This window comes from Duganella sp. FT27W, assembly GCF_009295655.1.
Classification (GTDB): domain Bacteria; phylum Pseudomonadota; class Gammaproteobacteria; order Burkholderiales; family Burkholderiaceae_D; genus Rugamonas; species Rugamonas zoogloeoides.
Genome location: NZ_WHIV01000006.1, coordinates 174,322 through 193,108 on the forward strand (window position 1 = coordinate 174,322; position 18,787 = coordinate 193,108).

An 18,787-nucleotide genomic window follows, 5' to 3' on the forward strand; every position below is an offset into this window, starting at 1 on the left:
ACAGGCTGGCACTCACCACCCGCAAGTGCTGATTATCGAATGCGGGGGTGGCAGAGGCGGTATTGTGGCTTTTTGGCCGATATTGCGGTGTTATTGACGCGCGACGGACAGGCGGCGCGCGCCAGCGGGTGTCAATCGACGGCGCCGCGCGCGAGAGCGGCCGCGCGGCCCACTTCGGCGTCCTTGCGGCGCGCCTCGTGCTCGGACGGACCGGCCTGGGTGGGCCAGCCGATCATATGGTGCTCGGCAATTTCGGCCAGCGCCGCGATCCACTTGCGCGACGCGTTCAGGCACGGGATGTAATGGAACTCGCGGCCGCCGTTCTGCTCGAAGTCGTGGCGCACTTCCATCGAGATTTCTTCCAGCGTTTCCAGGCAATCGCTGGTAAAGCCCGGGCACAGCACATCGATGCGCTTGACGCCATCGCGCGCCAGTTGCGCCACGGTCGGTGCGGTGTACGGTTGCAGCCACTCGGCCTTGCCGAACCGCGACTGGAAGGTCACGATATATTGTTCCGGTTTCAGGCGCAGTGCAGCAGCCAGCAGTCGCGCCGTTTTCAGGCACTCGCAGTGGTACGGGTCACCCAGCATCAGCGTGCGCTTCGGTACGCCGTGGAAGCTGAGCACCAGCTTTTCCGGCCGGCCATGCTGGTCCCAGTGCGCCAGCACCGAGTCGCGCAGCGCGTGGATATAGCCTTCGTCGTCGTGGTAATTGCGCACGAAACGCAGCTCGGGAATATTGCGCACCGAGCCGTAGTGCTTGAACACGGCGTCGTAAATCGAACCGGTCGTCGTGCCCGAATACTGCGGGTAGGCAGGCAGCACCAGGATGCGGTCGTGGCCATCCGCCTTCAATTTGTCGAGCACATCGGGCAACGCCGGCGAGCCGTAGCGCATGGCCATCGCCACGGTCAGGTCCTGGTGACCGCGGTCTTCCAGCGCACCAATCAGCTTGCCGGCCTGGGCGTCGGTATTGACCTTTAACGGCGAGCCCTCGGCAGTCCAGATGGTGGCGTATTTCTTGGCCGACTGGCCCGAGCGGAATGGCAGGATGATCAGGTTGAGGATGAACCACCACACCGCGCGCGGAATTTCCACCACGCGGCGGTCGGACAGGAACTCCCGCAAATAGCGCCGCACCGCCGAACTGGTGGGCGCATCGGGCGTGCCGAGGTTGACCAGCACCACTGCGGTGCGGCCAACGGCGCCGTGTTTATAGGGAGGTTCTTTTTTGAATGTCATGTGGCGGGCCGGCAATGAAATTGGATTAACGCGCCATTATAGATAAGAACGCGCGCAACCACCGGACCCCACGGCAGTTCAGGACGCCAGCAACTCGCGCGCATGCTGGCGCGTGGTGGCGGTAATCTCAAGGCCGCCCAACATGCGCGCCACCTCTTCCACCCGCGCGCCCGAATCGAGCACGTCGATGCGCGATGCGGTCTTGCCATTGGCCAGCGTGCGCTTGGCCACCTGGAAGTGCTGGCCGCCCTGGCTGGCCACCTGCGGCAAGTGGGTCACGCACAGCACTTGCCGCTCCTGGCCCAGCCGGCGCAGCAAACGCCCCACCACCTCGGCCACGGCGCCGCCGATGCCGCTGTCGACCTCGTCGAAAATCAGCGTGGGCGTGGTGGCAGCCTTGGACGTGATCACGGAAATCGCCAGCGAAATACGCGCCAGCTCGCCACCGGAAGCCACCTTGGCCAGCGGCCGCGCCGCCACGCCGGCATGGCCGGCCACCAGGAATTCCACCTGTTCCACGCCGTGCACGCCCGGCTCGCACGGGTTCAGGGCGATATCGAAACGTCCGCCCGTCATGCTCAGTTCCTGCATTGCGCGGGTGACGGCATCGGCCAGCTGGCGGCCGGTGCGGGCGCGCACAGTGCTGAGTTTTTTGGCCACGTCGAGGTAGGCGTTCTTGAGCTTTTGCTCCTGCTTGCGCAAGCCTTCGATGTCGCTGGCGTCGGCCAGTTGCGCCAGGCGCTCGGCCTGCCTGGCGTGCTCGTCCGGTAACTCTTCCTCGGTCACGCGGAACTTGCGCGCGGCCGAGTGGATCGCCTCCATGCGCGACTCCACCGAGCGCAGCCGTTCGGGATCGAGATCGACACGGTCGAGGTAATCGTTGATCGCGTACACCGCCTCTTGCAACTGGATGCGCGCCGGTTCGATCAGATCGACGACGACCTGCATGCCGGAATCGACCGCCGCCAGCTTGCCCAGTTTTTGGTTCAGTGACGACAGTTGCGAAATGATCGGATGCTCTTCCGCCTCGGACAGCACGGTCAATGCCTCCTGCGCGCCTTCGAGCAGGCTGGCCGCGTGCGACAGCCGACTTTGCTCGTTGGTCACCTCGGCCCACTCGCCCGGTTTGACAGCCAGCTTTTCCAGCTCGTTGACCTGCCATTCCAGCCGCTCGCGCTCGTATAACACGTTGGCGGCGTTGGTTTCGAATTCTTCCAGCTGCTTAGCAACCGCACGCCAGGTTTTATAGGCGGCCGCGACGGCACGCGTGTCGGCGCCGGCCTGGCCGTCGAGCAGCGCGCGCTGGGCGTCGGCCTTCATCAGCGACTGGTGGGCGTGCTGGCCGTGGATGTCCACCAGCAGGTCGCCCAGTTCGCGCAGCTGGGCGGCAGTGGCGGCCACACCGTTGATATAGGCCTTGCTGCGGCCGGCGTTGTCGATCACCCGGCGCAGCAGCGCGCCGCCCTCTTCCACCGCGAACTCGTGCGTCTGCAACCACTCGGCGGCCTGGGCCGAGGGCGCAAAATCGGCGGTGATGTCGGCCTTGGCCGCGCCTTCGCGCACCACGCTGGCATCGCCACGGCCGCCCAGGGCCAGGGTCAGCGCATCGATCAGGATCGATTTGCCGGCCCCGGTTTCGCCGGTGAAGACGGTAAAGCCTGCGGAAAATTCCAGTTCGATCGAATCGACGATAACGAAATCACGGATGGACAGGGTGCGGAGCATGGATGCCTGAAAGTAGGGGTTAACTAAGTTTGCCTTCGCCCGACGGATACTCGTTCCAGTGGAGTTTTTCACGCAGGGTATTGTAGTAGCTCCAGTTTTCCGGATGCAGGAAGTTGATCGTGTGCGGCGAGCGCCGGATCACGATCTGGTCTTGCGGCATCAGGCTGGCAAAGGTTTGCATGTCGAAGTTGACGCTGATATCGCGCCCGCGCACGATTTCCACCATGATCTCGCTCGACTCTGGCAACACGATGGGCCGGTTGGACAGCGCGTGCGGCGCAATCGGCACCATCACGATGCCGCCCAGGGCCGGGTGCAGCAGCGGGCCGCCGGCCGACAAGGCATACGCGGTGGAACCGGTGGCGGTGGAAATGATGAGGCCGTCCGAGCGCTGGTTGTACATGAACTGGTTGTCCACGTCCACGCGCAGTTCGACCATGCCGGCGCCGGCGCCGCGCGCCACCACCACGTCGTTGACGGCCAGCCCCAGGTGGATGCTCTTGCCTTCGCGCAGCACGCTGCCCTCCAGCAGGGTGCGGCGTTCGGCCTTGAAACTGCCGGCCAGCATGCGGGTAAGCACCTCGAACATGCCCTCGAGCGGGATGTCGGTGATAAATCCGAGGCGGCCCTGGTTGATGCCGATCAGCGGCACATTGTAGGGCGCCAGCTGGCGGGCGATACCAAGCATGGTGCCGTCGCCGCCCATGACGATGGCCAGGTCCGCCTCGGCGCCGATCTCGGCGGCGGTCATGGACCGGATGCCGGAAAAATGCGGCGCCAGGTCGAGCGCGGTTTGCTCCTCGAACACCACCGTGTAGCCGCCAGCCTGCAAAAAATCGACCACGCTGCCCACCGAGTCGGCGATGCCGTCGGTGTTCTTGCGCACGGCCAGTGCGATGGTGTGAAAGACGGCGTGCTTGGTAGTCATAAAAATCTCGGCAAAAGTTGGCGGCGGCGACACGCAGCAGAGTAACCGATTACGTCGGCTTCTGCCATCACCGGCCAACCCATGGCCCGCACTGGTTTGCTGTACATATGAACAGTATTTTGCGCAGTATAGTGTGCACTTGCCCGGAGTGCAAGCGCGCACCGACGTGGCGGTTGGAAGTTGTCAAGATTCAAGGTGGCGACCAAGGCCATAACAACTCGCTAATATCGATCGCACAATAAAACCCGGAGGGCACGATGTCTACCCAAGAAAAAGTCAATACCGACGAAAAGATTGAAAACGACGGCGGCAAGCGCCTGCCGCACGAGCGTGACGAATCGCCCGAGGGCCAGAAACCCAAGGAACGCACCATCATGAAACAAGCGGCTGCCGATATCGACAGCGGCATGGTCGATACCGACCTGCGCAACAAGCCCGGCGTGCAACAGGTGCAAACCCCGGCCCCGCGCGAGGCTACTGCCAAGCCGCTGCCCGACACCAAACAAGACTAACAATACCAAACAGGACCTGCCACTTCATGAACCACGCCACCGCACGCACCGTCGTCTTCACTCTTACCGCGCTCGCTTCCGCTGTCGCGCTGGCGCAAACCGCTCCAGCAGCCCCGGCAGCACCAGCCGGCAGCGCCGCTTACCCGGTCGGCTTCGGCCCCAACCCGGTGCTGCCCAAGCCCGACAAATCGCTGATCCCCACCGTTAACGTGGCAGCGGTCGATCGCTGGACCGCGCAGGAAACCCCGCGCCCGCCTGCCGGTTTCACCGTCACGGCGTACGCACGCGACCTCGACCACCCGCGCTGGATTTATACCTTGCCCAACGGCGACGTGCTGGTAGCCGAAACCAACGCTCCTCCCAAGCCCGACGACAGCAAGGGCATCAAGGGCAAGATCATGCAGCACCAGATGAAAAAAGCCGGCGCGGTCACGCCGTCCGCCAACCGCATCACCCTGCTGCGCGGCGTCGATGCCAAGGGCGTGGCGCAAAGCCGCACCGTGTTCCTGCAAGGCTTGAATTCGCCGTTCGGCATGGCCCTGGTCGGCAACAACCTGTACATCGCCAACAGCGACGCACTGGTGCGCTTCCCGTACAAGGAAGGCGATACCACCATCACCGCTGCCGGCACCAAGGTCATGGACTTGCCAGCCGGCACCCGCAACCACCACTGGACCAAGAACGTCATTGCCAGCCCCGACGGCAAGTCGCTGTATGTCACGGTCGGCTCCAACAGCAATGTCGGCGAAAACGGCATGGAAGAGGAAGAAGGCCGCGCCGCGATCTGGCAGTTCGACATCGCCAGCGGCAAGGGCCGCCTGTTTGCTACCGGCCTGCGCAATCCCAACGGCATGGGCTTCGAGCCGCAAACCAAGGCGCTGTGGACGGTCGTCAACGAGCGTGACGAACTGGGCAACGACCTGGTGCCTGATTACATGACCTCGGTGCGCGACGGCGGCTTCTACGGCTGGCCGTACAGCTATTTCGGCCAGAACGTCGATGTGCGCATCACGCCTGCCAAGCCGGAGCTGGTGGCCAAGGCCATTGCGCCCGACTACGCGCTCGGTGGCCACACGGCCTCGCTGGGGCTGGTGTTCTACGAGGGCAAGTTGCTGCCGCAGGCTTACCAGGGCGGCGCCTTCATCGGCCAGCACGGCTCGTGGAACCGCAAGCCGCACAGCGGCTACAAGGTGGTGTATGTGCCGTTCGCCAACGGCAAGCCGTCGGGACCGCCGCAGAATTTCCTCGGCGGTTTCCTCGACGCCAAGGGCAAGGCGCAAGGCCGTCCGGTGGGCGTGGCAATCGACAAGCCGGGCGCCGTGCTGGTGGCCGACGACGTGGGCAACATCATCTGGCGCGTGGCTCCCGCAGTTGCCACCGCCAGCAAATAACCATTCAACCCAAGGAGAAATATATGAGCAGTCAACATAGCGGTTCGGCAGTCTGGAGCGGTGGCCTGAAAGACGGCATCGGCAGCATTTCCACCCAGACCGGGGTGCTCAAAGATGCCCCGTACGGTTTCAAGGCCCGTTTCGAAGACGGTCCCGGCACCAACCCGGAAGAACTGATCGGCGCCGCCCACGCCGGCTGCTACACGATGGCATTGTCGGGCGTGCTGGCTGAAGCAGGCCTGACCGCGCAAAAGCTGGAAACCACCGCAGCGGTCACGCTCGACAAGGTCGATGGCGGCTTTGCCATCACCAAGGTACACCTGACCTTGCTGGCAACCATTCCTGGCGCCGACCAGGCCAAGTTCGACGAAGCCGCCAACAAGGCCAAGGTCAATTGCCCGGTCTCGAAGCTGCTCAACGCAGAAATCACCTTGGACGCAAAACTCCAAGCATAAGCGGTTGACAAACCCTCCATAGCGGCGTTGCAGGGCCTCGCCGTACATTCGTACTGTCTTCGTCCCTGCGCCTTGCTCTGAAGGGTTTGTCAACCGCTAAGGCGCGCAGCAGCGTCCGCTCAAATCGCATAAAATCGCCGCTTGTTCATCACGAAAGACCACCATGCGAATTCTGCATACGATGCTGCGAGTCGGCGATCTTCAGCGCTCCATTGATTTCTACACCAAGGTGCTGGGCATGAAACTGCTGCGCACCAGCGACAACCCGGAATACCAGTACACGCTGGCGTTCCTCGGTTACGGCGCCAACCCGGAGCACGCGGAACTGGAACTGACGTACAACTACGGCACCACCAGCTATGACCTTGGCACCGCCTACGGCCATATCGCCATCTCGGCCGACGACATCTACGCCGCCGCCGAATCGGTGCGCGCCAATGGTGGCGCCGTCACCCGCGAGCCGGGTCCGGTCAAGGGCGGCAACACCGTGATCGCGTTTGTTACCGATCCCGATGGCTACAAGATCGAGCTGATCGAACGCCGCTTCGACGGCGCCGGCGCCGGCCTGTAACTTTTAACCCTTAACCGCATGGCCGCCCTGGCATCGGCACCCGTACGGGGTTCGATGCCAAGCATGGCGGTGGCGGCTCGGAGCGCGCAATACCGGGCGCAAAAAAATGGCGGGCTGCACAGCCCGCCATTTTTACGTCCAGCGCTTACTTGATGGCGATCGCCAGGTCGGTCAGCCCCACCGCACCGGCGCCGATCGCCGACGTTGCCGGGGTGGTCGCGCCATTGACCAGCACTGCCGCGCCGGTGGCCAGGTCGATCCGGTACAGTGCGCTCGGGCCGCTGGCCGTGGTGCGCAAGGCTGCCAGCGCCAGGCCGTTGGCGCCGCCGGCGATATCGAAGCCGGCGTCCCCCGCCACCGCCACGTTCAACAGCCCCACATTGACCAGCGTGCCGTCATTCGGCGGATTTTGCAGCGCCAGGCTGGCGCTGGTCGTGTCGATGTCGAACAACTGGGTGGCCGTGGTGCCGGCGTAGCTGTTGGTGTAGGCGGCAGCCGTCACCACCGGCGCCAGGCCGGCGCGGTTGAGGGCGCCGTCGGTGGTGGTAGCGCCCGTATCGACATTGATGCGCAGGCTCTGGCCGGTATTACCGATCACGCGCAGGCGGTCGGCCACCGGGTTGAAGTCCACGGCAAACGCGGTGCCGGTAATGGCCGTGTAGGGCGCGGTGGTGTCCGTTGGGTCTGCTGCCAGCGTAGCCTTGACGGTGGCAGCGCCGGTAACAGGGTCGATGGTGACGATGCGGCCGGTCGAGGACATGCCGTACAGCAGGCCGTCCTTCGGCCGGATGTCGATGCCCAGCAGGCGCTCGCCCGATGCCAGGCCGGAAATGGCGACGTTGGCGTCGAGCGTATTCGGGGTGGCCGTTTTAAAAGTGACCAGGCGGGCGTCGTCGGTCAGGCCGTAAGCGATGGGTGCGGCCGGCGCCTTGAGGGCAACGCCGCGCAACTCTTCGGTCACATTGATCGCGGCCACCAGGGTGGCTTGCGTGGCAGGCGCAACGGGTGCGGCCAGGTTGAGCGTGTAGAAGCCGCGCACGCCGCCCACCGTCATCACGGCGTAACCGGTGTTGGTGCGCGCATCGATATCGAAACCGGCCACGGCGGTGGCGGTCAGGCCAAGCGGCAGCGGGAGGGCCAGGGTGCCGTTGTTGGGCGGGTTCTGCGTGTACAGGGTGCCGTTGGCGGCATCGATCACGAACAAGGTGGTGGTGCCGGTGCCCGCAAAGCTGTTGGTGTAGGCGGCGGCCGTGATGGCGGTGTTGACCGCGCCGCCATTGATGGCGCCGTCGGTGGTGGTGGCGCCGGTATCGACATTGATGCGCAGGCTTTGGCCGGTGTTGCTCACCAGGCGCAGGCGGTCGGCCACGGGGTTGAAATCGACGCCGAACTCGGTACCGGCCAGCGCCGTGAACGGCAAGGTGGTGTCGGTCGCATCAGCTGCCAGGGTGGACTTGAGGGTGGCCGCGCCGGTCGTGCCATTGAGGGTATAGATGCGGCCGGTGCTGCCCACGCCGTACAGCATGCCATCGGCCGGGCGGTAGTCGATGCCCAGCAGGTTTTCGCCCGCTTGCAGGCCGGTCACGGTGGCCGTGGTGCGGATGGTGCCGGGGGTGGCGCGGTCGAACGACAGCAGCTTGTTGCTCGTGGTCAGCACGAACACGTCGCCCGCCACGGCAGCCACCGGCGGCGTGGTGGTCGGTGGCGTGACGGTGCCGATATCGTCATCGCTGCCGCCGCAGGCAGCCAGCGAAAGAGAGACGGCAGAGACGAGCAACAGTTTCGAAAATGGCAGGGTGGGCATGGTCTTGGCTCCTGTAGTGGTGGTTTTGGGCGCCGCCCGCCTTGAACAACGGCGGGCGTACCCCAGCACTACACATGACCAGCCGGTTTGGATGCAGTAAAAATAAAATAATTATTTCGGCTGCATCCGGGACTTTTTAATGTTGCAGAAGAGCATTAATCGGCGTCAGGTCATCCTCGCGCAGGGTGCCGGCAGCGGATCGCAGGCGCAGGCCGTTCATGACGGTGTCGTAGCGCGCCTTGGACAGGTCTTTCTGGGTCGCGTACAGCTGGCGCTGGGCGTTTAGCACGTCGATATTGATCCGCACGCCCACCTGGTAGCCGAGCTTGTTGGAATCGAGCGAGGACTTGCTCGACACTTCCGCCGCTTCCAGCGCTTTGACTTGCGCCAGGCCGCTGTTCATGCCAAGGAATGCCACCCGGGCGTTTTGTGCTGCCAGCCGCTTGGTGGCTTCCAGGTCGTTGCGGGCCTTGTCTTCCAGCGCGATCGCTTCGCGCACCTGGCTGGTGACGGCAAAGCCGCTGAAGATCGGCACGCTCCAGGTGACGCCGATGGCGTTGTTCTTTTGCGTGCCGGACGCGGTAGTGCTGACATGGCTGGTGGACGCCGCCAGGTTCAGGGTCGGCATGTGGCCGGCGCGGTTGCGCGAGATGTCGCGCTTGGAAATTTCCAGCTGCAGTTGCGAAGCGATCACCGAGAAGTTCTGGCCTTCGGCCGACGACACCCACGGATCGATGGCGGCCGGCTCCGGCGCCGAGATGGTCACGCCGGTACGCAGCGGCGCCAGTTCGCCAGTCGGCTTGCCGGTGATGACTTGCAGCGCGGTGCGCTTGTTATCGAGGTCGGTAATCGCGGCAAACTCCTGCGCTACCACCAGGTCGTACGCGGCTTGCGCCTCGTGGGTATCGGTAATGGTCTGGGTGCCTACTTCGAAGTTACGCTTGGCCGAGGCCAGCTGCTCGGTGGTCGCGGTTTTTTGCGCCTGGGTGGCGGTAAGGTTGTCCTGCGCCGTGAGCACGTCGAAATACGCTTGCGCCACGCGGGTGATCAGGTCCTGGCGGGCCTGGGCAAACGTGGCTTCGGAGATGGCCTGGACCAGCTTGCTCTGCTGGTAGGTTTGCCAGGCGGCCCAGTTGAACAGCGGCTGGCTCAGCGTGACGGAATAGCTGTTGACGTGGTTGTCCGTATCGCGCCGGGTGACAAAGCCGATGCCACTACCGTCGGTAATCAGTTGTCCCTCGTTGAACGGGCGGAAATCGCCATTGTTACGGGTGTTGCTCCCCTGCGCCGAGACCGACGGCAGCAGGCCGGCGCGTCCCTGGGTGGTGCGCTCGCGCCCCGCATCCAGTGACGAGCGGGCGCTGGCGTACGTGGCGTCGTTCGCCAGTGCTTGCTGATAGACTTGGATAAGATCGGCGGCCTGTGCGCCAGGTAAAGCCAAGGTCATCCAAGCGCTGGACAGCAGCACGGCGATAAGGGATTTCTGCATTGCTTTCTCCGTTGGAGTCTTTTTAAGTTGATCGAATCAAACACTGCTCCCGCAGCGCCGGTGATGGCCGGCGCTTGCGTTCTCTACCTTTAGTACCTTTAGTACCTTTAATACCTTTAATACTTTTTCATCGCCGGATCAACTTGCAGGGCCCAGGCATGAATGCCGCCCGTCAGGTTGACCATCTTGCCAAAGCCGTGACGCTCCAGGAACGCGGCCACGTTCATGCTGCGCGCACCGTGGTGGCAGATGCAGACGATCTCGGCATCTTCATCGAGGTCGTCGATGCGTCCGGGGATGGTGTTCATCGGGATCAGCACCGAGCCGTCGATACGGCACTCGTCGAATTCCCACGGCTCGCGTACATCGAGCAGCACCGGCTTGGCGCGCGTTTCGTCGGCCAGCCAGGCCGCCAGTTCCGGCGCGGTGATCATCTGCATGCCGGCCCCGCTCAGAACTTGAACGCCGACGGCCTGGAAGCCAGCAGCAAAGGCTTGACCGAGGTCTCGAACAGCGTGCGCGTGTCGTAGCCGGCTTCGCCGGTACGGGTGATCAGTTGCGCCTTCATCGCCGGCGCCTGGCCGATGATGACCGCCAGGCGGCCGCCGACCTTGAGCTGCTTGAGCAGCGCTTCCGGCAGTTCCGGCAGCGAACCCGACACCACGATCACATCGAACGGTGCGCCGTTGGTCCAGCCCTGCGCGCCATCGCCCAGTTCGACCGTGACATTGGCCACGCCGTTGGCGGCCAGGTTCTGCTCGGCCAGGGCTTTGAGTTCCGGCGAGATTTCCACGGTGGTCACGTGGCGGGCGCGGTGCGCCAGCAGCGCAGCCATGTAGCCGGAACCGGTACCGATTTCCAGCACCGACTCATGTTTCTTGACCATGACGTCTTGCAGCAGGCGCGCTTCGATCTTCGGGAACAACATGTTCTCGCCGCCTGGCAGTGGAATTTCGGTATCGGCAAAGGCCAGCGCCTTGTGGGCGACAGGCACGAAATTCTCGCGCTTGACCACGTGCAGCAGGTCCAGCACTTCGGTGTCAAGGACGTCCCAAGGGCGGATTTGCTGTTCGATCATGTTGAAGCGGACTTGTTCAATATTCATCTTAAGACTCGGTCGGGATTAAATAATCCGTCATTTTATCGTTGAACTGACATCGGGGGACATATTAACGATATGACGGTCGGATCGCGGGAAATTGCGACAGGCTGCAATTTGAGGGGGTTGAACCGGCGGAAACGGCAAGCTGGCCGCGCAGGGGCATGACGCTGCGACGCCGGCTCACTGCGCGGGGGCGGCCAGGCCGGCCAGGTTTGTGGTGATAAACAGGTCCATGTAGGCGTGCGGATCGATCGGTGGCATCTCGCAGGCGGGCATGAAGGACTGGGTCCACATCATGAGCATCATTACCGGCGCCACCAGCACCGGCGTCATGACGTCGGGATCGACGGCGCGAAACTCGCCGCGGTCGATCCCGCGCACCAGCACGCTGCGGATCAGGCCGGTACCGCGCGCCACCACTTCTTCGTTGTAAAAATGCGCCAGTTCCGGAAAGTTGTTACCTTCGGCGAACATCAGCTTGGTGATCCCGGCCAGCTGGCTGGAGCAGCACTGGTTCCACCAGCGCATCAGCAGCTCGCGCATCAGCGCGGCGCTGTGGCCTTCGAAACCGGCCGCATCCTGCTCGGCCTCGCCGATGACTTCGACAATGGTGCCGCGCACCACGGCCTTGAACAGCTCTTCCTTGTTGGTGAAATACAGGTACAGCGTGCCCTTGGACACGCCGGCGCGCTTGGCCACGTCTTCCAGCCGGGTGGCAGCGTAGCCACGTTCGACGAACTGGTCGAGGGCGGCCGCCAGCAATTCCTGCGGGCGCGCATCCTTGCGCCGCTCCCAGCGGGGCTTGTTGTCTTGAGGGGCTTGCATGGGGATTGACTCTTGCCTGACTGTTACTTACTTGTAAGTCATTAATATAAGCGCAAGCATCGCAAGCGTCAAGTTGCGGGCACCAGCCGGCGCCGGGTATTGCTAACTTCCTTCCACAACCACACGGCCTGCAACGCTGTAAGCAGGATGAGCCCGTTAGAGGCGGCATGGGATGCTCAACAAAAAGTGACTAGCGCACTATTTGTCAAATTTATTTTTAAAAATTTCATGCCATGTAGTCAATATTCCGGCAGCAGCAAATATAAATCCGATCCAGAGAATAACTGCGCCAACCTCCAAACAGACATACCGAGCAATCACAAATCCAAACGCTGCAATTCCAAAACCAATCGTACTGAAGTTTTTTACAAATGATTTTTTGTTAGCCATAGACCACCATTAGCGGGTTGCTGAAATACTGCCTTATCAATTCTACAGGCAGGTCAAGTCATCACATCCATCAAGTGAAACGTCGTTGCAGGCAGTTTTCTGAGACACTGGAACACCATCAACCAACTTTTAATTCCGTGACTAAAACCGAAAAACAGAAAATGCTGGCCGGCGAGTTCTACACCGCCGTCGATGACGAACTGCAGGCCGACCAGGCTGCCGCCCGCCATTGGATGGAGCGCTACAACCGCAGCATCGCGCTGACGCCGCAACAGCATGCGGACCTGCTGCAAGAAGGCCTGGGCACGGTCGGTAATAATTGCGTGGTGCGTCCGCCCTTCCACCTCGACTACGGCTACAACATCACGCTCGGTGACGGCGTGTTCATGAATTTCAATTGCGTGATCCTCGACGTGGTGCAGGTGGAAATCGGCGACGGCACCCAGATCGGGCCCGGCGTGCAAATCCTCACCGCCGACCATCCGCGCGAGCCGGCGCTGCGCGCCCAGGGGCTCGAATTCGGGCGGCCGATCAAGATCGGCAAGAATGTCTGGATTGGCGCTGGCGCGCTGATCATGCCCGGCGTGACCATCGGCGACGACGCCCTGATCGGCGCCGGCAGCGTGGTCACGCGCGACGTCGCACCGGGCGTGACCGTGGTGGGCAATCCGGCGCGGTCGCGCTGAAGTGTCGCAAAATCATCTGCAATTCAATTCGTTTCATTTGCCCACCAGAAATTAATCAGCTAGACTGGCGGCGTTCGCTGTCACACTGCCGGTCTTTCAGACTCCGCGCATGCAAGTCTACGGCCTTATCCCTGCCGCAGTGACCGAACCCTCCATGTGGCCCATTCCCCTGCCGCATCGCTGCCCACCGCCATCCCGGCGCACAGCGTAGAGACCGATTTTCCGCAACCGGCCACCATGTCCCCTGGTCCGTTGCCGCTGTTGACATTGCAATCCTGCTTCCGTTGACCGTATTTTGGCCTTGCGACACTTCTCGAATGGAACACACCATGTTTTCAAACCTCACTATCCGCACCCGCCTGATCGGGACCATGCTGCTGCTCGGCGCCTTGATGATCTTTATCGGCGTGCGCGGCATCTCGGCGCTGCACACCACCAACGGCGTGCTCAAGGACGTCTACGAAAATTCCATGATGTCGATGAAGGCGATTGCCGATGCCCAGATCCAGATCGACCGCGCGCGCCTGTCGATCGACCGTGTGGCGCTCAAGCCGGACGCGGCCAATGTCGAAGAAACACTCACCCGCGCCCAGGGCTTCCTCGAAGCCAGCGACAAGGCCTGGGCACGCTATGCGGCGCTGCCTTTCGGCGACGGCGAGAAAGTACTTGCCGACCAGACCGGCGCGGCGCGCGCCACGCTGGTCAAGGACGGCATCCTGCAGGCGGTGAAGGCGCTGCGCGAGAAGAACCAGCCTGAAATCGACCGGATGATGCTGACCGAAGTCACGCGCCTGTTCCGCCTGTACACCGACAGCGCGGAAAAGCTGTCGGTGTACCAGCTTGAATCGACCGCCAAACAGTACGCCGACAGCCAGGCCGCTTACAGCCGCAACATGACGTTTGCCATCGTCGCCATCGTGCTGGGCCTGGTCGTGGCGCTGGTGTCGTCGATCATGCTGCTGCGCGCCGTGATGAACCCGCTGGGCGAAGCACTGAAGCATTTCAACGCCATCTCCGACGGCAACCTGGCCAACACTATCGACCTCGGCCGCCAGGATGAAATGGGCGCGCTGATGACTGGCCTGCACCAGATGCAGGACCGCCTGGCCGACACCGTGCGCAGCGTGCGCGACGGCAGCGACGCCATCGCCACTGCCAGCAATGAAATCGCCGCCGGCAATATGGACCTGTCGCGCCGCACCGAGCAGCAGGCCGCCAGCCTGGAAGAAACCGCTTCGTCGCTGGAAGAACTGACCTCGACCGTCAAACAAAACTCGGACAACGCCCGCCAGGCCAACCAGCTGGTCGGCTCGGCATCGGACATCGCCGTCAAGGGTGGCGAGCTGGTCGCGCGCGTGGTCGATACCATGGCCTCGATTACCGAATCGTCGGACAAGATCGCCGACATCATCGGCGTGATCGACGGCATCGCCTTCCAGACCAACATCCTGGCGCTGAACGCAGCCGTGGAAGCGGCCCGCGCCGGCGAGCAGGGTCGTGGCTTCGCCGTGGTCGCCACCGAAGTGCGCAACCTGGCGCACCGCTCGGCTAGCGCCGCCAAGGACATCAAGCAGCTGATTACCGATTCGGTGGAAAAAGTAGGCACCGGCAGCGCGCTGGTGAACGAAGCGGGCACCACCATGACGGAAATCGTCAGCAGCGTGCGCCGCGTCACGCAAATCATGGGCGAGATCAGCTCGGCCGGCCGCGAGCAGGAACTGGGCATCGAGCAGATCAACACCGCCGTGGCCGAGATGGACACGGTCACCCAGCAAAATGCCGCACTGGTGGAAGAAGCCGCCGCCGCCTCGCAAGCGATGCAGGAGCAGGCAGTCAAACTGGCGGAAATGGTGAGCGTATTCCAGATCTCTGGCAGCCCGGTCCGCGCAGCAACAGCACCGCGTCCGGCAGCAGCCAAAGCTGCAACCCCGGCCGCCCGCCCTGCCATCGCCAAACCGGCAGCCAGGCCAGCCGCCAAATCGCCACCGTTAAAACTGGCCGACAAACCCGCCCGCACCAAACCCGCCGCCAGCAGCGACGGCGACTGGGAAGAGTTTTAAAATTACCAGCCCATCTTTTGCCGGATAAACGCCGTCAGCTTGGCGGCGTTGGCCTGGTGGTGTTTCACGCGCGGGTGCTTGTCGAAGCCCGTGTAATCGAAAAACAGCGTGTCGATGCGTTCATCCTGCTCGGCGCGTAGTTGCGCCACTGCGCTGCTCACATAACCCGGCCACTTGCTGCCCGGGCTCACCGCATCCATGCTGCCCAGCGCGCAGACGATGTAAGCGCGCGGATACTCGGCGCGGATCTTTTTCACCAAATCCTTGTAGGCGGCAATGCGCTGCGCGTCGGTCGGCACCGGCTGCAGACGCTTTTCGCGGTCGATCAGCCATTTGTCGTTCTGGAACAGGTTGATCACCACCACGTCCGGCGTCCACTGGCTGAAATCCCAGCGGCTGTCGTTGTTGCCCACCGCGCTCAACTGGTCGTAAAACTGCGGCATGATGAACGGGAACCAGCTGATCATCACGCCGATGCCGCTTTGCGACACCACGTGCATTTCCGCGTCGAGCGCGCGCGCGGTGATGGCGTCGTACGCCATGAAGTTGTTCTTGTCCTTGAGCTCGTGATCGGGGCCGTTGTCGGGCGCCTCGTTACCCATGCCGCTGGTGATCGAGTCGCCAAAAAAGGCGATCCGGCGCGCCTTGCGCGGCGGCGGCGCCAGCAGCTTGCCGCCGTCGGCCAGTTCCAGGCCACGAAACACGGTCGCGCCCTCCTCACCCTCGGTGCGCTTGGTGATCAAAAAGCGGTGCGGGCCGGCCGGCAAGCCGGTGGCGACCGGGTAGGTCTTGCCGCCCTTGGCGGCGCTGATGATCACCGGTTTATCGAGCTTGCCGTCAATAAAAACGTTGAACCAGTTCTTGCCGTGCTGGTCATCGAGCGTGACCGCCAGGCTGCTGCCGGTGAAGTTGCCTTCGATGCTGGTGCCGGGCCACGAGATCACCGGCGCCGCCTTGTCGGCGAAGTCGATGCGGCCCGTGTATTGCAGCCTGGCATCGTCGGCGCCGACGGCCACGGCGGCCCAGGCGCTGCCGGTGGCAAGCAGCGCGGCCAGGCTGGCGGCGCAAAAAAATTGTCGGGTCAGGTTCAACATGGTCAGTCGCGGCGCAAAATAAAACAGGTGGCAGTGGCGTGGGCCAGCAGCTTGCCGTCGGCGGTCTTGAGCGTGCCTTCGGACACGCCAAGGCTGCGCGAGAGGTTGATGATCTTGCCTTCGACGATCAAGGTTTCGCCCTTGGGTACCGGGCGGAACATTTTGACGCTGAGGTCGGTAGTGCCATAGCCCACGCCCGCTTCCAGCATCGAGTGCACGGCGCAGCCGGTGGCCGAGTCGAGGATGGTGGCGGCAAAGCCGCCGTGGATGCCGCCCATCACGTTGATGTGGCGCTCGTCGGCGCGCGCGGTGCCGAGGATGTAGCCGGCCTTGGCTTCGGTAATTTCCATCGGCACAGTGTCCGACATCGGTGGACGGGGAAACTTGCCGTCTATCGCTGCCTGCAGCAATTCCAGGCCGGTCATTTTTTCGGGATGCATCGGTAATTCCTTCGGTAAGGATGAGCGTGGCAGTCACTATAGCGAAGCGCCTTGCGCTCTGCTAGAGGCACGACTCGGATGCCCCCGGCGAAATATGCCGACCGGCATATGCCGCACACCCCGAGCGGCAGATTTTAGGCGTGGACGGCGCATCCATACTGTGTTCTGTCGGCAGCAAATCTAACGTATGCCGGCAACGACCGCAGGAACCCCTGCTCTACCACTCAAAGGATTTCATCATGTTCAAGACCTTCCGCAAAGCCGCTCTCGCAACCACCCTGGCAACGGGCCTGGCCGCAGCACTGCTGGCTGGCGGCGCCCACGCCGCCGGCACCAAGGCTGCCCCGTACGGCACCATGGCGCCAGCCACCGCCGCCGAGCGCCACGTGGTGATCACGGAAAAAACCCGGGCGGTCAACGTGAACAACGGCGAGACCGTGGAGTTCCGCGTCAACGGCCAAAGCTTCACCTGGCACTTCCAGACCCTGCGCGATGAAGCCCGCTTCGACCTGTCCAAGATCGCACCGAGCGGCATGATCAACCATAAGGTGACGGTGCACGTGGCGTCCCACCCGCTGTACCGCGGTTAAAAAAAAGGCGCCGCTCGCAGCGGCGCCTTGTCAGCATCGAGGCGATCAGTGATCGCTGATGGCCTTGCCGTGTTCGCGTGGCACGTAGTGGTACGTGCGCAGCTTGTGCTGGATGTCGATCTCGGGATTTTTCAGCATGCGCAGCATTTCTGCCCCCGCCAGCAACACCGGACCGTAGCCGTGCATGGCATCGACGCTGGTCGGACGGTTGTAGTAGTAGATGTGGTCGCTGGCAAACGTGGTGCCCACGCACGTGCCCTCGACCTGGCCCTTGGCGTTGATGCGCGTGCTCAGGCCCACCCAGCCCGCCTGGGCGATGGAGCCGTAGGTGGTCGGGCTGATCCAGCCTTCGTTGATCGCATGGGCAAACACGTACACGAAGATGGCGGTGGCCGAGGTTTCCAGGTAGGAGTCGTTACGGTCGAGCATCTGGTGCCACAGGCCGGTGCCGGACTGGGTTTCGGCGATGCCGTGCAGGCTGGCGCGCAGTTGCGCCAGCACCTTGTTGTACGACGGATGGTCTTTCGGCAGCACGTCGAGGAGGTCGCTCATGGCCAGCACTGCCCAGCCGTTGGCGCGCGCCCAGTAGAAGCGCGGCGCGTCCGGGTTGTTGGCGTTCCAGCCGTGGGTAAACAGGTTGTTCTGCTTGTTGTACAGGTGCTCGGCCATGGTCAGCACGTTCGAGGCGGCATCGTCGAACCAGGCTTTGTCGCCGGTCAGGTGGCCCATCTCGGCCAGCGCCGGAATGCCCATGTACATGTCATCGGCCCACAACGACGACGCTTGCGGACGCTTGCGCGCGAACGTGCCGTCGGCCAGGCGGTACTGCTGCTTTTGCACGTACTGGCTGCAGGTGTCGATCATGTCCTTGAGGTCGGGACCGACCTTGGCGAAGCGCGCGCGCACCAGCGCCGCGCACATCGAGCCGCTGTCGTCGAGCGACATCGGCTGCAGGAAGCGGGTGAAGCTGTTGGAACGGCCCAGCTTGAACTGATCTTCCTGGGCGCGGAAGTACGGCTTGCTGTCCTTGAAGAACTGGAAGTGGCGGCGCGTCATGTCGGTATAGCGCTTGTCGCCGGTCACTTCGGCAGCCTTGATCAGGCCCGAGTGAATCACGCCCATCTCGTAGACCATCAGGCCGAAATCGTTGGACGACGGCTCGAACACGGCGCCAGCGACAGGTTTTTTCAGGTCGGTGACCGGCTTGCCGGTGGCCTTGTCGATGATGCGGGTGGGAGTGATGCTGTCCACGTAGCCGCGCACGCGGTCGAGTGCGCCGGTGATCTCGGCGGCGGTGGGCTTTTTGTAGGGAACGGGGTACGTGCCTTCGCTCGTATCCTTGAGGTTCTTGTTGTCAGTGTTGCGGAAAGATCCGCCAGGCTGGATGTCGAGCGCGGTGGCGGCATGGACGGCCCCGGTGGCCAGGATGGCGGTCAGCAGCAACGCCAGGCGGCTTGAAACGTGTGTCATCGTTTACCCTTTTT

19 protein-coding genes are annotated in these 18,787 nt (G+C 63.0%); 7 read left to right on the top strand and 12 right to left on the bottom strand.

Annotated features, from left to right (window positions below; genetic code table 11):
* Positions 1 to 131: 131 nt before the first annotated feature.
* The 3 genes from hemH to F8197_RS26405 all read right to left on the bottom strand — a co-directional run bounded on the left by hemH (position 132) and on the right by F8197_RS26405 (position 3,894).
* Positions 132 to 1,241 carry a ferrochelatase gene (gene hemH, locus F8197_RS26395; RefSeq protein WP_152884875.1) on the bottom strand — a complete coding sequence of 370 codons (1,110 nt, stop codon included), beginning with the start codon at positions 1,239 to 1,241 and terminating at the stop codon, positions 132 to 134.
* Between the two features lie 78 nt (positions 1,242 to 1,319).
* Positions 1,320 to 2,966, bottom strand: a complete 1,647-nt coding sequence (gene recN / locus F8197_RS26400) for a DNA repair protein RecN (protein WP_019923737.1) — start codon at positions 2,964 to 2,966, stop codon at positions 1,320 to 1,322.
* 19 nt (positions 2,967 to 2,985) lie between these two features.
* Positions 2,986 to 3,894, bottom strand: a complete 909-nt coding sequence (locus tag F8197_RS26405) for an NAD kinase (RefSeq protein ID WP_152884877.1) — start codon at positions 3,892 to 3,894, stop codon at positions 2,986 to 2,988.
* 257 nt (positions 3,895 to 4,151) lie between these two features.
* On the opposite strand from F8197_RS26405, the gene F8197_RS26410 reads away from it, so the two are divergent.
* The 4 genes from F8197_RS26410 to gloA all read left to right on the top strand — a co-directional run bounded on the left by F8197_RS26410 (position 4,152) and on the right by gloA (position 6,823).
* Positions 4,152 to 4,406 carry a hypothetical protein gene (locus F8197_RS26410; protein ID WP_152884879.1) on the top strand — a complete coding sequence of 85 codons (255 nt, stop codon included), beginning with the start codon at positions 4,152 to 4,154 and terminating at the stop codon, positions 4,404 to 4,406.
* A gap of 26 nt (positions 4,407 to 4,432) precedes the next feature.
* Complete coding sequence (locus F8197_RS26415; RefSeq protein WP_152884881.1) at positions 4,433 to 5,797, top strand: sorbosone dehydrogenase family protein; 1,365 nt, start codon at positions 4,433 to 4,435, stop codon at positions 5,795 to 5,797.
* Positions 5,798 to 5,820: 23 nt separating this feature from the next.
* Positions 5,821 to 6,252, top strand: a complete 432-nt coding sequence (locus F8197_RS26420) for an OsmC family protein (RefSeq protein ID WP_152884883.1) — start codon at positions 5,821 to 5,823, stop codon at positions 6,250 to 6,252.
* Between the two features lie 163 nt (positions 6,253 to 6,415).
* Positions 6,416 to 6,823: a lactoylglutathione lyase gene (gene gloA / locus F8197_RS26425; protein ID WP_152884885.1), complete on the top strand. Its 408-nt coding sequence runs from the start codon at positions 6,416 to 6,418 to the stop codon at positions 6,821 to 6,823.
* Positions 6,824 to 6,968: 145 nt separating this feature from the next.
* Here gloA and F8197_RS26430 read toward each other — a convergent pair whose 3' ends face one another.
* From F8197_RS26430 to F8197_RS26455, 6 genes are all read right to left on the bottom strand, one after another.
* Positions 6,969 to 8,627: a DUF4394 domain-containing protein gene (locus tag F8197_RS26430; RefSeq protein ID WP_152884887.1), complete on the bottom strand. Its 1,659-nt coding sequence runs from the start codon at positions 8,625 to 8,627 to the stop codon at positions 6,969 to 6,971.
* Positions 8,628 to 8,763: 136 nt separating this feature from the next.
* A complete protein-coding gene (locus F8197_RS26435) occupies positions 8,764 to 10,116 on the bottom strand; it encodes a TolC family outer membrane protein (protein WP_152884889.1) in 1,353 nt (450 codons plus the stop codon).
* A 116-nt stretch (positions 10,117 to 10,232) separates the two neighbouring features.
* The gene (locus tag F8197_RS26440) at positions 10,233 to 10,556 is read right to left on the bottom strand and encodes a rhodanese-like domain-containing protein (protein WP_056138094.1); all 324 of its coding nucleotides are present in this window, start codon (positions 10,554 to 10,556) and stop codon (positions 10,233 to 10,235) included.
* 11 nt (positions 10,557 to 10,567) lie between these two features.
* Positions 10,568 to 11,221, bottom strand: coding sequence for a protein-L-isoaspartate O-methyltransferase (locus F8197_RS26445; RefSeq protein ID WP_056138096.1), 654 nt, complete (start codon positions 11,219 to 11,221; stop codon positions 10,568 to 10,570).
* 177 nt (positions 11,222 to 11,398) lie between these two features.
* The gene (locus tag F8197_RS26450) at positions 11,399 to 12,043 is read right to left on the bottom strand and encodes a TetR/AcrR family transcriptional regulator (RefSeq protein WP_019923726.1); all 645 of its coding nucleotides are present in this window, start codon (positions 12,041 to 12,043) and stop codon (positions 11,399 to 11,401) included.
* Between the two features lie 198 nt (positions 12,044 to 12,241).
* Positions 12,242 to 12,433 (bottom strand): hypothetical protein, encoded by a 192-nt coding sequence (locus F8197_RS26455; protein ID WP_152884891.1) that lies wholly within the window; start codon positions 12,431 to 12,433, stop codon positions 12,242 to 12,244.
* A 137-nt stretch (positions 12,434 to 12,570) separates the two neighbouring features.
* Here F8197_RS26455 and F8197_RS26460 point away from each other — a divergent pair, with 137 nt between their 5' ends.
* Positions 12,571 to 13,119, top strand: coding sequence for a sugar O-acetyltransferase (locus tag F8197_RS26460; protein WP_373996990.1), 549 nt, complete (start codon positions 12,571 to 12,573; stop codon positions 13,117 to 13,119).
* Positions 13,120 to 13,448: 329 nt separating this feature from the next.
* Positions 13,449 to 15,179: a methyl-accepting chemotaxis protein gene (locus F8197_RS26465; protein WP_227012431.1), complete on the top strand. Its 1,731-nt coding sequence runs from the start codon at positions 13,449 to 13,451 to the stop codon at positions 15,177 to 15,179.
* A 2-nt stretch (positions 15,180 to 15,181) separates the two neighbouring features.
* On the opposite strand, the gene F8197_RS26470 is transcribed toward F8197_RS26465, so the two are convergent.
* Together F8197_RS26470 and F8197_RS26475 are read right to left on the bottom strand one after the other, a co-directional pair.
* Positions 15,182 to 16,273 carry an SGNH/GDSL hydrolase family protein gene (locus F8197_RS26470; RefSeq protein ID WP_152884895.1) on the bottom strand — a complete coding sequence of 364 codons (1,092 nt, stop codon included), beginning with the start codon at positions 16,271 to 16,273 and terminating at the stop codon, positions 15,182 to 15,184.
* A gap of 2 nt (positions 16,274 to 16,275) precedes the next feature.
* Complete coding sequence (locus F8197_RS26475; protein ID WP_152884897.1) at positions 16,276 to 16,713, bottom strand: PaaI family thioesterase; 438 nt, start codon at positions 16,711 to 16,713, stop codon at positions 16,276 to 16,278.
* Positions 16,714 to 16,952: 239 nt separating this feature from the next.
* Between F8197_RS26475 and F8197_RS26480 the strand changes: the two genes are divergently transcribed.
* The gene (locus F8197_RS26480; protein WP_019923721.1) at positions 16,953 to 17,303 is read left to right on the top strand and encodes a CzcE family metal-binding protein; all 351 of its coding nucleotides are present in this window, start codon (positions 16,953 to 16,955) and stop codon (positions 17,301 to 17,303) included.
* Positions 17,304 to 17,348: 45 nt separating this feature from the next.
* Here the strand turns inward: F8197_RS26480 and F8197_RS26485 are convergent, their stop codons facing one another.
* A complete protein-coding gene (locus tag F8197_RS26485) occupies positions 17,349 to 18,773 on the bottom strand; it encodes a glycoside hydrolase family 105 protein (protein ID WP_227012432.1) in 1,425 nt (474 codons plus the stop codon).
* Between the last annotated feature and the right edge of the window lie 14 nt (positions 18,774 to 18,787).

What these genes read in the sequence shown, in the direction of transcription:
- F8197_RS26450 (WP_019923726.1), bottom strand. Translation starts at nt 12,043, where the DNA reads ATGCAAGCCCCTCAAGACAACAAGCCCCGCTGGGAGCGGCGCAAGGAT.
- F8197_RS26430 (WP_152884887.1), bottom strand. Translation starts at nt 8,627, where the DNA reads ATGCCCACCCTGCCATTTTCGAAACTGTTGCTCGTCTCTGCCGTCTCT.
- F8197_RS26435 (WP_152884889.1), bottom strand. Translation starts at nt 10,116, where the DNA reads ATGCAGAAATCCCTTATCGCCGTGCTGCTGTCCAGCGCTTGGATGACC.
- F8197_RS26405 (WP_152884877.1), bottom strand. Translation starts at nt 3,894, where the DNA reads ATGACTACCAAGCACGCCGTCTTTCACACCATCGCACTGGCCGTGCGC.
- F8197_RS26455 (WP_152884891.1), bottom strand. Translation starts at nt 12,433, where the DNA reads ATGGCTAACAAAAAATCATTTGTAAAAAACTTCAGTACGATTGGTTTT.
- hemH (WP_152884875.1), bottom strand. Translation starts at nt 1,241, where the DNA reads ATGACATTCAAAAAAGAACCTCCCTATAAACACGGCGCCGTTGGCCGC.
- F8197_RS26415 (WP_152884881.1), top strand. Translation starts at nt 4,433, where the DNA reads ATGAACCACGCCACCGCACGCACCGTCGTCTTCACTCTTACCGCGCTC.
- F8197_RS26410 (WP_152884879.1), top strand. Translation starts at nt 4,152, where the DNA reads ATGTCTACCCAAGAAAAAGTCAATACCGACGAAAAGATTGAAAACGAC.
- F8197_RS26485 (WP_227012432.1), bottom strand. Translation starts at nt 18,773, where the DNA reads ATGACACACGTTTCAAGCCGCCTGGCGTTGCTGCTGACCGCCATCCTG.
- F8197_RS26480 (WP_019923721.1), top strand. Translation starts at nt 16,953, where the DNA reads ATGTTCAAGACCTTCCGCAAAGCCGCTCTCGCAACCACCCTGGCAACG.
- F8197_RS26420 (WP_152884883.1), top strand. Translation starts at nt 5,821, where the DNA reads ATGAGCAGTCAACATAGCGGTTCGGCAGTCTGGAGCGGTGGCCTGAAA.
- recN (WP_019923737.1), bottom strand. Translation starts at nt 2,966, where the DNA reads ATGCTCCGCACCCTGTCCATCCGTGATTTCGTTATCGTCGATTCGATC.
- F8197_RS26475 (WP_152884897.1), bottom strand. Translation starts at nt 16,713, where the DNA reads ATGCATCCCGAAAAAATGACCGGCCTGGAATTGCTGCAGGCAGCGATA.
- gloA (WP_152884885.1), top strand. Translation starts at nt 6,416, where the DNA reads ATGCGAATTCTGCATACGATGCTGCGAGTCGGCGATCTTCAGCGCTCC.
- F8197_RS26440 (WP_056138094.1), bottom strand. Translation starts at nt 10,556, where the DNA reads ATGCAGATGATCACCGCGCCGGAACTGGCGGCCTGGCTGGCCGACGAA.
- F8197_RS26445 (WP_056138096.1), bottom strand. Translation starts at nt 11,221, where the DNA reads ATGAATATTGAACAAGTCCGCTTCAACATGATCGAACAGCAAATCCGC.
- F8197_RS26470 (WP_152884895.1), bottom strand. Translation starts at nt 16,273, where the DNA reads ATGTTGAACCTGACCCGACAATTTTTTTGCGCCGCCAGCCTGGCCGCG.
- F8197_RS26465 (WP_227012431.1), top strand. Translation starts at nt 13,449, where the DNA reads ATGTTTTCAAACCTCACTATCCGCACCCGCCTGATCGGGACCATGCTG.